The sequence below is a fragment of the Rhizobium sp. 10N414 genome (genome assembly GCF_056394785.1).
Map to the genome: position 1 here is coordinate 1 of NZ_JBFTIN010000007.1, position 11,996 is coordinate 11,996.

At 60.0% G+C, this 11,996-nt stretch carries 10 protein-coding genes and 1 pseudogene; 7 read left to right on the forward strand and 4 right to left on the reverse strand.

Annotation, left to right across the window (positions count from 1 at the left end; translation table 11 throughout):
- Window positions 1-145: 145 nt before the first annotated feature.
- Together AC1DE4_RS09040 and carA are read right to left on the reverse strand one after the other, a co-directional pair.
- Entirely contained in the window at window positions 146-439 is a 294-nt protein-coding gene (locus AC1DE4_RS09040; protein WP_018857182.1) for a hypothetical protein, read from the reverse strand.
- A gap of 153 nt (window positions 440-592) precedes the next feature.
- Window positions 593-1,798 (reverse strand): glutamine-hydrolyzing carbamoyl-phosphate synthase small subunit, encoded by a 1,206-nt coding sequence (gene carA / locus AC1DE4_RS09045; RefSeq protein ID WP_025659294.1) that lies wholly within the window; start codon window positions 1,796-1,798, stop codon window positions 593-595.
- 273 nt (window positions 1,799-2,071) lie between these two features.
- On the opposite strand from carA, the gene AC1DE4_RS09050 reads away from it, so the two are divergent.
- Complete coding sequence (locus tag AC1DE4_RS09050; protein ID WP_026371789.1) at window positions 2,072-2,524, forward strand: GatB/YqeY domain-containing protein; 453 nt, start codon at window positions 2,072-2,074, stop codon at window positions 2,522-2,524.
- Here AC1DE4_RS09050 and AC1DE4_RS09055 read toward each other — a convergent pair whose 3' ends face one another.
- Entirely contained in the window at window positions 2,525-3,403 is an 879-nt protein-coding gene (locus AC1DE4_RS09055) for a hypothetical protein (protein ID WP_018857179.1), read from the reverse strand. It abuts the gene before it with no gap.
- 661 nt (window positions 3,404-4,064) lie between these two features.
- On the opposite strand from AC1DE4_RS09055, the gene dnaG reads away from it, so the two are divergent.
- Window positions 4,065-6,050: a DNA primase gene (dnaG, locus tag AC1DE4_RS09060; RefSeq protein WP_169681521.1), complete on the forward strand. Its 1,986-nt coding sequence runs from the start codon at window positions 4,065-4,067 to the stop codon at window positions 6,048-6,050.
- Window positions 6,047-7,903 carry a DNA helicase RecQ gene (gene recQ, locus AC1DE4_RS09065; RefSeq protein ID WP_477881107.1) on the forward strand — a complete coding sequence of 619 codons (1,857 nt, stop codon included), beginning with the start codon at window positions 6,047-6,049 and terminating at the stop codon, window positions 7,901-7,903. The genes dnaG and recQ overlap by 4 nt, the downstream gene beginning before the upstream one ends.
- Window positions 7,904-8,005: 102 nt before the next feature.
- On the opposite strand, the gene AC1DE4_RS09070 is transcribed toward recQ, so the two are convergent.
- Window positions 8,006-8,839 carry a universal stress protein gene (locus AC1DE4_RS09070; RefSeq protein ID WP_018857176.1) on the reverse strand — a complete coding sequence of 278 codons (834 nt, stop codon included), beginning with the start codon at window positions 8,837-8,839 and terminating at the stop codon, window positions 8,006-8,008.
- A 194-nt stretch (window positions 8,840-9,033) separates the two neighbouring features.
- On the opposite strand from AC1DE4_RS09070, the gene AC1DE4_RS09075 reads away from it, so the two are divergent.
- From AC1DE4_RS09075 to AC1DE4_RS09090, 4 genes and pseudogenes are all read left to right on the forward strand, one after another.
- Window positions 9,034-10,221 (forward strand): glycine C-acetyltransferase, encoded by a 1,188-nt coding sequence (locus AC1DE4_RS09075; RefSeq protein WP_018857175.1) that lies wholly within the window; start codon window positions 9,034-9,036, stop codon window positions 10,219-10,221.
- Window positions 10,222-10,242: 21 nt separating this feature from the next.
- Window positions 10,243-11,280 carry an L-threonine 3-dehydrogenase gene (gene tdh / locus AC1DE4_RS09080; protein ID WP_018116225.1) on the forward strand — a complete coding sequence of 346 codons (1,038 nt, stop codon included), beginning with the start codon at window positions 10,243-10,245 and terminating at the stop codon, window positions 11,278-11,280.
- A gap of 9 nt (window positions 11,281-11,289) precedes the next feature.
- Window positions 11,290-11,636, forward strand: a pseudogene (locus AC1DE4_RS09085) (GFA family protein).
- 56 nt (window positions 11,637-11,692) lie between these two features.
- The gene (locus tag AC1DE4_RS09090) at window positions 11,693-11,968 is read left to right on the forward strand and encodes a hypothetical protein (protein WP_477881109.1); all 276 of its coding nucleotides are present in this window, start codon (window positions 11,693-11,695) and stop codon (window positions 11,966-11,968) included.
- Window positions 11,969-11,996: the final 28 nt, after the last annotated feature.

An 11,996-nucleotide genomic window follows, 5' to 3' on the forward strand; every position in this document is an offset into this window, starting at 1 on the left:
CCACATCCGGGTGACCTCAAAACACGAGCTCAAGGAACGCATTATGGCCGGTATCGACGACATCAATCGTCATCCCGTCATCCACACATGGTCATACAAGCTCGCCGAGGCTGCTTGATATGATTCGAACCACGAAAACGCGCTACTAGTAATTGTACATCGACATTGGATCGTTGATGCAGGCGTAGTCCAGGAGGCACTGCTTGCCCGTACGGTCACGCAAGCTAGCGGTGCTCAGCTTGTCGCCTGGGCCGCATTGAGCTGGCGGATAGCGAAAGTTGCGGCCTCCGAAGCCGAGGCGGACATAGACCTTCTTGGATTGGCGGATAATCTGCGCGAGCTGTGCGCAGCTGTAGTCTTTCGCATCGACCTTCACAGGCCCGGCGGCAAAGGATACCGTCGGGAGCAAGCACGCAACGACTAGAACCAAGCATCTCATGGCTGGCGGCCTCCTGACCGAAACTCAGTAAATCAGCACTCTCGACGCTATTCAAACGGATATCGCGTGGCGGCAGCCGCGGATGCGCGCAATAGCTAAAACGAGAAAAGCCCGCTGGGAAGCGGGCTTTCGAATTGCGTGAAGGGATCCGTCTCAGCGCTCGGCGAGAGCTTCCTCGCCCTTCTTCGCGCGCACCAGATTGATGAAGCGACGGAAGAGGTAGTGGCTGTCCTGCGGGCCGGGGGAGGCTTCCGGGTGATGCTGCACCGAGAAGATCGGCTTACCAGCGACACGCAGGCCGCAGTTGGTGCCGTCGAAGAGGGAAACGTGAGTCTCTTCAACGCCATGGGGCAGAGACTTCGTGTCGACCGCGAAGCCGTGGTTCATCGAGACGATCTCGACCTTGCCTGTGGTGTGATCCTTGACGGGGTGGTTGGCGCCATGATGGCCCTGGTGCATCTTTTCGGTCTTGGCGCCGAGCGCGAGGCCGAGCATCTGGTGACCGAGGCAGATGCCGAAGACCGGGATGTCGGTCTTGATCAGCTTCTGGATAACAGGAACGGCGTATTCGCCTGTTGCGGCCGGGTCGCCCGGGCCGTTCGACAGGAAGATGCCGTCGGGCTGCATGGCAAGCACATCCTCGGCACTCGTCGTTGCCGGCATGACGGTGACCTTGCAGTCGAGGCCGGCAAAGAGGCGCAGGATGTTGCGCTTGACGCCGTAGTCGAGGCAGACGACGTGATACGTCGCATTTTCTGGGGTAAGCTCGCCGTAACCTTCGTTCCAGATCCACGGGGTCTGCGCCCACTGCGACGTTTGGCCTGACGAAGCGATCTTGGCGAGGTCGAGGCCTTCGAGGCCGCTCCACGCCTTGGCTTCCGCCTTCAGCGTCTCAACGTCGAACACACCGTTGGGGTCATGGGCGATAACGGCGTTCGGCGAGCCGTTTTCGCGGATCCAAGCCGTCAGCGCGCGTGTGTCGACACCGCAGAGGCCGATGATGCCGCGAGCCTTCAGCCAGGCATCGAGGTGCTTGACGGCGCGGTAGTTGGACGGATCGGTTATATCGGCCTTGAAGATGACGCCGACGGCGCCGTGGCGTGCTGCTGGCGTCAGGTCCTCGATGTCTTCGTCGTTGGTGCCGATGTTGCCGATATGCGGGAAGGTAAAGGTGACGATCTGGCCGAGATAGGAGGGGTCCGTCAGAATCTCTTCGTAGCCAGTCAGCGCCGTGTTGAAGACCACCTCAGCCTGGACCTTGCCGGTCGCGCCGATGCCCTTGCCTTCGATGACGGTTCCGTCTGCAAGAACGAGCAGGGCAGTCGGCTTTTCGGTTGTCCAGGGTGCTGTCGCGGTCATCTTCATCCCGTTTCCGGCAGCCACACGTCCTTGGGCAACGTTGGCCGGCCATTTGGTTCGCAAGCATATGCGCGCGGCAAGGCGCGCGCTCTCAGGCCTGATCACGAATTTTGGTGCAGGTGGCGGTAAATAGCCACGCTGTTGCGCGAGGTCAATCTTTGTAGCGCACATTCTGCGGGTTTTCTCGCGCTTTCTGCCGTCATTTTCCGCAATTTATTTGATCCCATGCATTCGCGTGGTTTATGAAGCGGCATTCAAACAGGAGTGATTATGATGTTGCGCGATCAACTCGCCGCCGCCCTCAAGGATGCCATGAAGTCCAAGAATGCCGAGCGGCTCTCGACCGTTCGCCTGATTCAGGCCGCCATCAAGGACCGGGATATTGCCAATCGTGGCGCCGGCAAGGAAGAAGCGAGCGACGACGAAATCCTGCAGATCCTCGCCAAGATGGTGAAGCAGCGCGACGAATCGGCGAAGATCTACGAAGAAAACGCGCGCCCCGAACTGGCCGCTAAAGAGCGTGCCGAAATTGCGGTGCTCCATGATTTCCTGCCGAAACAGCTTTCGGATGCGGAGGTTCGCAGCAACATTACCGCGATCATCGCGGAAATCGGCGCCGCCGGCCCGAAGGACATGGGCAAGGTGATGGCCGTCCTGAAGGAGCGCTATGCCGGCCAGATGGATTTCTCCAAGGCCTCCGGCGCCGTCAAGGAACAGCTGAACTAATCAGCGCAGGCTCGCCGTCTTTCTGGCGGCGAGCCCCAGAACCGCTTCTGCGGCAGCATCGACAATGGCGAATTTCGCGGCCTGATAACCCCAATACTCCATGATAAACGCGCGCGAAATCCAGGTATCGCCCTTATAGGGCGGTTGTGTCCAACCCACGCTTCCCATTTCGGATGCCGTCGTCAGCAGGCGCTTCAAATGCGTGTTGGAGATCATGAACTGGTCACGGATTTCCTTGAGCGACACGGGGCCGATGTGGGCCCGTTCCGAGTTGCGATCGAAGTTGTCGATACTGATCATAAGGTAGTCCATGATCAGGCCGCCGGAGTTTGCCCAGTTGAACAGATTGTATGTAGCGCCTGGGTCGCGCACGGCATCGCTATCGATAATCCCCTTGGAGATCAGCGGCTGCATCCTCGAGAAGGCCGAGGGGTCGGCATTCATCCGGTCCAGCCGATTGCCGCCGTCAAGACTGTCGAGAATAAAAAGGTGGGTGGCGAGCCACCTGTAAAAGTGTTCGTGAGCGGTTTCCGTCGGCTCCAACAGGCGCGTGCGCTTGTCGCTGGTACTCAAGACCGGACTAAGGAACCGGTAGGCTAGCATTTCCTGGATAAAGGCTGCGGCGGTATTGCGGCTCGCAATCTTGTTCGCAACGGCAAAGGCGATGAAACGGCGCGAATAAAGGCCGAGCTTCGGTTCGCCGGGATAGCCGAAGTGGAGTGCAAAGCCGGCATGGGCCATCAACCAGCGTTGCTGCGCGGCAAAGATCGATGCGATGCGCGGGCTCTCGCGGTAGATCGTCAGCATTTCGCGGGCGCAGTTCAGCACGGCCACGAAAAAGGCGTCGCTTTCTAAAAAATCCTCAACTCTATGTGGCATTCGATGATCCCGGTAGGATACTTTCATTGGGCATCGAAGGAGAACTGTCAATGCCATCCACTGCCCACAGCGGACATGGAGACATCGAAGATAAAACTTTTAGGTGAAATTATAGAAGGCAGGAGCTGGGGGTGCTCCTGCCTTCTTGCTCTTTGCTTCCGGTGGCGACGCAGGACCGAGATCCAAGCCACCGGTTACTCGCAAAGACACCCTTGCGAGGCGGCGCCGGGGGTAGGGATGGTGCCTCGCTTGGGGATCGCTTCTTCCCATTGAAGTTATTGCGACGCGGCAACTGATTCAAATTACAAAAAAATAATGATTGGCGACGGGGCTGCCTTAGGTGTGGCAACCGCGATGGAGGCTACTGCGCGCCGACATGAAATTCGTCGGTCGGAGCAATTCGGAAGCCGTTGTTCCGAAATCGGTTTTTGACGATAGTCAAGAACTGAGACGGTCGGGACGCCTGCTTGCATACACGCAAAACGTGGGGTTATTGCCGTCAGTGTCGCACCCCCTGTCGCAGGGGCGGTAACGCAATTTTGAACACTCATTTCGGGAGAATTTTGAGCAGGCAATGGTCCTGTGAATAGCGCGGCTTTCGCCCAAATGCCGTGGCATCTGCGTATGAACCTGCTTATATGGACCCAATCAAGAGGTTCACATGCGCTTTTCCAATTCCTTTCTCGACGAGATACGCGATCGCGTGCCGATTTCGGACGTGATTGGCCGTCGTGTGAGCTGGGACAAGCGCAAGACCAACGTGTCGCGCGGCGACTATTGGGCCTGCTGCCCGTTTCACGGCGAGAAGTCGCCGAGCTTCCACTGCGAGGACCGAAAGGGGCGCTACCACTGCTTCGGCTGCGGCGTCACCGGCGATCACTTCCGCTTTCTCACAGATCTGGAAGGGTTGAATTTTCCGGAGGCGGTGCAGCAGATCGCCGACATGGCGGGCGTTGCCATGCCGGTTGCCGATCCGGTTATGGAGAAGCGCGAGAAGGAGCGCACTTCGCTTCTCGACGTGATGGAGCTTGCGACCAAGTACTTTCAGGATCAGTTGCAGACGGCAAACGGCGCGCGGGCGCGGGCTTATCTTCGCGACCGCGGGCTGACGGGACGCACGATCGAGACCTTCCGGCTCGGCTTTGCCCCCGATAGCCGAAACGCACTCAAGGAGTTTCTGGCGGGCAAGGGCATTGCCAAGGAACAGATCGAAGCATGTGGGCTGGTGGTCCATGGTCCCGAGGTGCCGGTCTCCTACGATCGCTTCCGCGACCGCATCATGTTCCCGATCCTGTCATCTCGCGAGAAGGTAATTGCGTTCGGGGGGCGTGCCATGTCGCCGGATGCGCCCGCGAAGTATCTCAATTCCAACGAGACAGAGCTGTTCCACAAAGGCAATGTGCTCTACAATTTCGCACGCGCCCGCCGGGCGACGCAGGGTGCGAACGGCGAGGGCACGATCATCGCCGTCGAAGGCTATATGGACGTGATCGCGCTGCATCAGGCCGGCGTCGAGAATGCCGTGGCGCCGCTCGGCACGGCATTGACCGAGAACCAGCTTGAACTCCTCTGGAAGATAACGCCGCAGCCCGTGCTTTGCTTCGATGGCGACGGCGCCGGCATTCGCGCCGCCAATCGCGCTGCCGATCTGGCGCTTCCGCATATCAAGCCGGGGCGCACCGTGCGCTTTGCCCTGTTGCCCGACGGCAAGGACCCGGACGATTTGGTGCGCAACGAAGGCCGTGCGCCCTTCGACAAGGTGATGAGCCAGGCCAAGCCGCTGGCAGAGATGATCTGGGGCCGTGAGATCAATACCGGGCAGTTCGAGACGCCTGAAGCGAAGGCCGAGCTCGAAGCGCGGTTGAAGCAGCTGGTTGGTGTCATTGCCGATGAGAATGTGCGCCGTCACTACCAGCAGGATATGCGCGACCGCCTGAACGGCTTCTTCCAGCCGCAATTCCAGAATCGCGGCAATGAGCGGCGAAGCTTTGATCGTGGCGGCGGACAATCCCGTGGCCGTGGCAACGAGGGGCCACGCGGCCCGCGCCTTTCCGGCGGAGGCATTTCCGATCGGCTCGCCCGCTCCGGTCTGGTTCGAGGCCACCAGGAGACGCCTGCCTTGCGCGAGAGCGTTCTGGCGCTGACAGTTATCAATCATCCGGCCTTGATGCAGGACGAGTACGACGAAATCGCCTCGATCGACTACGACAATCGCGAGCTTCAGCGGCTCTGGTCTGTCATGCTCGGCGCCGCCGCGGCCGTGGCCGGCCCGCACCTCACGCGAGAGCACCTGCTGGAGCGCATGGAAGAGCAAGGCTTCGGCTCATTGCTGCAGGGGCTCGAGCAGCAGATCCGCAATGCCCGCCTTTGGATCGCTACATCGGAGGCTGCGATGGAGGATGCGCGCGAAGGCTACCGGCAGGCGCTCGCCTTCCACAAACGCGCCAAAGCGCTGCGTTTCCAGAAGATCGAGCTCGAACGCGAGATCGCCGAGGCAACCGAGGCCGGCAACGGCGAGGTGATCGATCAGTTGATGCGCGCATTGCAGGAGGTTCATTTCGAGGGGCTTCGCTTAGAGAACCAGGAAGCGATCATCGATGGATTCGGCGTGCTCTCCGGCCGCGTCAAGGGAGCGGCTAGCCATTGAGGGATTCTACAGAGCAACTTTCTGCCGGCGATGCGCTGTTCGGCGCGGAGCGCTCGCCTCTTGGCATTCTTAACCGTGTCTATGGCTATCCGGCCTTCCGCGGCAAGCAGCAGCAGGTGGTGGAGCATGTCGTCGCCGGCGGCGATGCCGTCGTTCTCTTTCCGACGGGGGCCGGCAAATCGCTCTGCTTCCAGATTCCGGCGCTCTGCCGCGAAGGTGTCGGCATTGTCGTTTCGCCGCTGATTGCGCTGATGCGCGATCAGGTGGAGGCGATGAAGCAGCTCGGCATCAGGGCCGCGGCACTGAACTCGGCGCTGTCACGCGAGGAGTTCATCGAGGTTCGTCGCGCGATTGCCGCAGGCAAGCTCGATCTCCTTTACGTGACGCCGGAGCGCGTTCTCATGGATGGCTTCCGCGACACGATCGGTAACGCGCGGATCTCGCTCTTCGCGATCGACGAGGCGCATTGTGTTTCCCAATGGGGCCATGACTTCCGCCCCGAGTATCGCGAGCTTGGCAAGCTGGCGGAGCACTACCCGGGTGTGCCGCGCATTGCGCTGACGGCGACGGCCGACTCGCACACCCGCGACGATATCGTCGAACGGTTGGCGCTGAACAATGCCCAGGTCTTTACGACCAGCTTCGATCGCCCGAACATTTCCTACGAAATCGTCGAGCGCGATCAGCCGCGCCAGCAGTTGCTGCGGTTTCTTTCCGGACACAAAGGCAACAGCGGTATCGTCTACTGTCTGTCCCGCGCCAAGGTCGAGGATACGGCCGAGTGGCTGAACGGGCAGGGCATTCGGGCGCTTCCCTATCACGCCGGCATGGACAGGGTGCTTCGCGATGCAAATCAGGATGCCTTTCTGAAAGAGGATGAGCTTTGCCTTGTCGCCACCGTCGCCTTCGGCATGGGGATCGACAAGCCGAATGTGCGCTACGTCGCGCATCTCGATCTGCCGGGCTCGGTCGAGGCGTACTACCAGGAGACGGGCCGCGCCGGGCGCGACGGCCTGCCTTCCGAAGTCTGGATGGCCTACGGCATGGCCGACGTCATCCAGCGCCGCCGGATGATCGACGACGGTGGTGCGGCCGACGAGATCAAACGCGTTGAGCGCTCCAAGCTGAACGCGCTGCTGGCGATCTGCGAAACCGCCTCGTGCCGCCGTCAGGCAATCCTTGCGCATTTCGGCGAGGCGCATGCCGGCAAGTGCGGTGGCTGCGATACCTGCCTGAAGCCGGTCGAGACCTGGGACGGGACGGAGGCAGCCATCAAGGCGCTTGCCGCGATCTACCGGACCGGCGAGCGGTTCGGCACCGGGCATGTCGTGGATGTGCTGCTCGGCAACGTCAACGAGAAGACTGAACGCTTCGGCCACACGACAATGCCGGTCTTTGGCGCCGGAAATGATCTGCCGGCCCGCACGTGGCAATCGGTATTCCGGCAATTGCTTGCGATGGGATTGGTCCGCGTCGACAATGAAGCGTTCGGCGCCCTGAAGCTCGAGGCGGAGGCCCGCGCCGTCTTCAAGCGCGAACGCCCGGTTTTCTTCCGCAAGGATCGTCCGGTTGCGGAACGACGTTCGAAACGAACGGCGCAGGTCGAGCGGCGCTCCGTTCTTTCAGGCGGAGACGGCGTGCTCTTCGAAGCCTTGCGCGCGGAGCGGACGGCGATCGCGCGCTCGCTCGGCGTGCCGCCCTATGTTGTCTTCCCCGATACGACACTCATCGCCTTCGCGACCGAGCGGCCGCGGACGCACAAGGAGATGCTCAACATCTCGGGGGTAGGCCAGTCGAAGCTCGAGCGCTACGGTGATGCGTTTCTGGATGTGATCCTCGGTCACGATGACTAGGCTGCGCCGAGGGTGACGGTTGGATCGGGCATGACATGCTGACGCTTTCAAGGTCTTTAGGATCCAAAGCCCCCCGTCTCGAGCCACGCGTTTTACCAAACTTTACCGAGATAGAAACATCGGAACGGTGCTGTCTTTCAGCATGGACTGTGTTACGCCACCGAAGAGGCGTTGCTGCAGGCGTGGGTGGTTATAGGCACCCATCACGATGAGATCTGCCGCGACATCGAGGGCGTGCTGCCTCAATGCCTCGTCCACCCGCCGTCCGCCGCTGGGCACGCGGTCAACTTCGACATTGATCCCATGCCGCGCAAGATAGGCCGCGATGTCGGCTCCAGGTTCCTCACCGTTTGCTGTTGCTGAAGAGACCGGATCAATAAGTGTCACGTGAACCGTGTCGCTGGCTTTCAGGAAATCCAGGGATTGCCGCGCCGCACGGGCGGCTTCGTTGCTGGAGTCCCAAGCAAGCAATACCGACTTCGGAGACGTCGTCATCGATCTCTTGGCGGGATTGATCAAAATCGGGGTCGGCGATTGAAAGAGTGCTCCGTCGATAACGCGTTTTCGCAGGGGCTCGTTGCGCGCCGTCTGAGCCTCGACAAGAACCAGGTCCGCATAAAGGGAACGTTCGGCGATGTCGTCATCGACCCAGGCGAACTCTGTGTAGATTTCCTGCACATCGCTTGAAAGATCGGCGTTCCGCAGTTCCGCTTTGACTGCCGCAGCTTCTTCGCCGAGGTGTTCGATTTCGCGCTGCTGCTCGTCGAGCCACGCTGTGGAGATCGCCTGGTATGTTGCGATCGCGGGCACGGCACCCATGCTCATCACAAGCGCTGTCAGATGTGCGTCGTGACCCTCGCAGAACTTCACGGCGTTGCTGAGGTCGTCGGCCCAATGGTCGACGCCGAGAACAGCTAGAACGGTTTTGATTGTCATTTTGACCCGCCTTTCTGTTGGATGAAGTTGATTCTACTCCTTTCGCGCCGACCTGCATTGATCTCTGTCAAAATCGTACCGCGGATATGCTTTGGCGAACTATGGCGGCGAAATCCGGCGTTGACGACGGCAAGACAGGCTCTTGGCTATGTGCTAGTGCAGGGCATCGGGAAACATCACAAGAAGGGCATTCAATGACCTCGGAATTCCTCTCCTACCTCCGCACCGAACTTGCCGCACTGAAGGATGCCGGACTTTACAAGTCCGAGCGCGTCATCACCTCCAAGCAGGCAGGCGAGATTGCCGTTGCCTCCGGCGAGCGCGTGCTGAACTTCTGCGCCAACAACTATCTCGGGCTCGCTGATAATGAGGAGCTTGTCGAAGCGGGGAAGAAGGCGCTCGACCGCTATGGCTACGGCATGGCGTCGGTGCGCTTTATCTGCGGTACACAGGAAGAGCACAAACAGCTCGAGGCCCGCATTTCCTCCTTCCTCGGCATGGAAGACACGATCCTCTATTCCTCTTGTTTCGACGCCAATGGCGGTCTCTTCGAGACGCTGCTCGGCGAGGAGGATGCAATCATCTCCGACGCGCTGAACCACGCCTCGATCATCGATGGCGTGCGTCTCTCCAAGGCGAAGCGCTTCCGCTATGCCAACAACGACATGACGGCGCTGGAGGAAGAGCTGAAGAAGGCGGAAGGCAGCCGCTTCAAGCTGATCGCTACTGATGGTGTCTTCTCGATGGACGGCATTATTGCCAACCTGCAGGGCGTCTGCGACCTCGCCGAGAAATATGGTGCGATGGTCATGGTCGACGACAGCCACGCCGTCGGCTTCGTCGGGAAGCATGGGCGCGGGTCAGCCGAGCATTGCGGGGTTGAGGGCCGGGTCGACATCATCACCGGCACGCTCGGGAAGGCGCTCGGCGGTGCCTCCGGCGGCTATACTTCGGCAAAGGCGGAAATCGTCGACTGGCTGCGGCAGCGGTCGCGCCCCTATCTGTTCTCGAACACGCTGGCACCGGTAATTGCGGCTGCGTCGCTCAAGGTCTTCGATCTCATCGAGAACGGTGATGCGCTGCGCGAGCGGTTGGCAGCCAATGCGGCGCTGTTCCGCTCCGAAATGACGAAGCTCGGCTTCACCTTGGCGGGCGAGGGGCATCCGATCATTCCTGTCATGCTTGGCGACGCCAAGCTGGCGCAGGACATGGCGGCGCTCATGTTGAAGAAGGGCGTCTATGTGATCGGCTTCTCCTTCCCTGTCGTGCCAAAGGGACAGGCGCGCATCCGCACGCAGATGTCGGCGGCGCATTCACGTGCAGATGTCGAGCGGACGATTGCGGCCTTTGCCGAAGCCGGCCGCGAACTCGGTGTCATTTAAAGGGTTTGGGAGAGTTAGATCATGTCGAACATGATGAAGGCGCTGGTCAAGGCGAAGCCGGAGGTGGGGCTTTGGATGGAACATGTCCCGGTTCCCGAGGTCGGACCGAACGACGTGTTGATCAAGGTGAAGAAATCCGCGATCTGCGGTACCGATGTCCATATCTGGAACTGGGACCAGTGGGCGCAGAAGACCATTCCTGTGCCGATGGTCGTCGGCCATGAATTCTGCGGCGAGATCGCTGAGATCGGCTCGGCGGTTACGAAATACCATGTCGGTGAACGTGTTTCCGGCGAGGGGCATATCGTCTGCGGCAAGTGCCGCAACTGTCGTGCGGGCAGGGGCCACCTCTGCCGCAACACGCTCGGCGTCGGCGTCAACCGCCCCGGCTCGTTCGGAGAGTTCGTCTGCATTCCCGAGGCGAATGTGGTGCCGATTCCGGACGATATTTCCGATGAGATCGCCGCGATCTTCGACCCGTTTGGCAACGCGGTGCATACAGCTCTTTCCTTCGATCTCGTCGGCGAGGATGTGCTTGTCACCGGCGCGGGCCCGATCGGCATCATGGGGGCGCTGGTCGCCAAGCGATCGGGCGCCCGCAAGGTGGTCATAACAGACATCAACCCGCATCGGCTTGATCTCGCCCGCAAGCTCGGCATCGATTATGTCGTCGATGCCTCGAAGGAGAACCTCACCGACGTGATGAAGTCGATCGGAATGACCGAGGGCTTCGACGTCGGGCTTGAAATGTCCGGCGCTGCGCCGGCCTTTCGCGACATGATCGACAAGATGAACAATGGCGGCAAGATCGCGATCCTCGGCATTGCGCCTGCCGGCTTCGAGATCGACTGGAACAAAGTCATCTTCAAGATGCTTAACCTGAAGGGCATCTACGGTCGCGAGATGTTCGAGACTTGGTACAAGATGATTGCTTTCGTGCAGGGCGGGCTGGATTTGTCGCCCGTTATCACGCACCGGATCGGGATCGATGAGTTCCGGGAGGGATTCGAGGCGATGCGCTCGGGCAATTCAGGCAAGGTGGTTATGGACTGGAACTGAGGAGGATCGATGCAGTACGAAGGAAGCTGCCATTGCGGCAACATCGCATTTGAGGTGGAGGGGAGTTCACCTCCGCCCTTGATTGCAATTGTTCGCTATGCCGACGGCGCGGAGGGCTGCTCGCCTTCGTTCCCCGCGACAAGTTCACCCTGAGAACGCCGCGTGAGAAGCTGTCCACCTATACGTTCAATACCCACACGATCCAGCACCGCTTTTGCGGCACTTGCGGCATCGCTCCCTTCGCGGAAGCTAAGATGCCTGACGGTGCTGAGATGGCCTGCATCAACGTTCGCTGCATTCCCGCTGTTGATCTTGCAAGTCTGGAGATCCAGCCCTGGGATGGGCAGTCGCATTAAGCTTCGACGGAGGTCGAACAAAACAAACGGCGGGCACGTCGAATCTTGGCGGCGACTTGGCTGTTCAGGAAGAATGCCTGCTGCCCTTGTCTTCTCGTGGTGACATCCTATTTATGGTTGGCAATCGCTTGGGCGGTTCCGGGCCTGTGGATAAGGCTTTTTCCGAGTTTTGTGAGGCTTTTTTGCTAGAAAAGCTTGACGAGAACAAAAAATGTGGGAATCACCGTTCGACTTGGAAAGCGGTGAACTGGGTCAAGGGCGGATCGCACAACCATGGCCGGACATTTGATGACAATGAAGCTCTGTCGTCCGGCGCCGGCAATCGTGGTTAATCAGGCATTAAATCTCATCCCGTTAGGT

Bases quoted from the DNA above. Each gene is read 5' to 3' on its own strand.
- AC1DE4_RS09040 (WP_018857182.1), bottom strand. From the start codon at position 439: ATGAGATGCTTGGTTCTAGTCGTTGCGTGCTTGCTCCCGACGGTATCC.
- carA (WP_025659294.1), bottom strand. From the start codon at position 1,798: ATGACCGCGACAGCACCCTGGACAACCGAAAAGCCGACTGCCCTGCTC.
- AC1DE4_RS09050 (WP_026371789.1), top strand. From the start codon at position 2,072: ATGTTGCGCGATCAACTCGCCGCCGCCCTCAAGGATGCCATGAAGTCC.
- AC1DE4_RS09055 (WP_018857179.1), bottom strand. From the start codon at position 3,403: ATGCCACATAGAGTTGAGGATTTTTTAGAAAGCGACGCCTTTTTCGTG.
- dnaG (WP_169681521.1), top strand. From the start codon at position 4,065: ATGCGCTTTTCCAATTCCTTTCTCGACGAGATACGCGATCGCGTGCCG.
- AC1DE4_RS09070 (WP_018857176.1), bottom strand. From the start codon at position 8,839: ATGACAATCAAAACCGTTCTAGCTGTTCTCGGCGTCGACCATTGGGCC.
- AC1DE4_RS09075 (WP_018857175.1), top strand. From the start codon at position 9,034: ATGACCTCGGAATTCCTCTCCTACCTCCGCACCGAACTTGCCGCACTG.
- tdh (WP_018116225.1), top strand. From the start codon at position 10,243: ATGTCGAACATGATGAAGGCGCTGGTCAAGGCGAAGCCGGAGGTGGGG.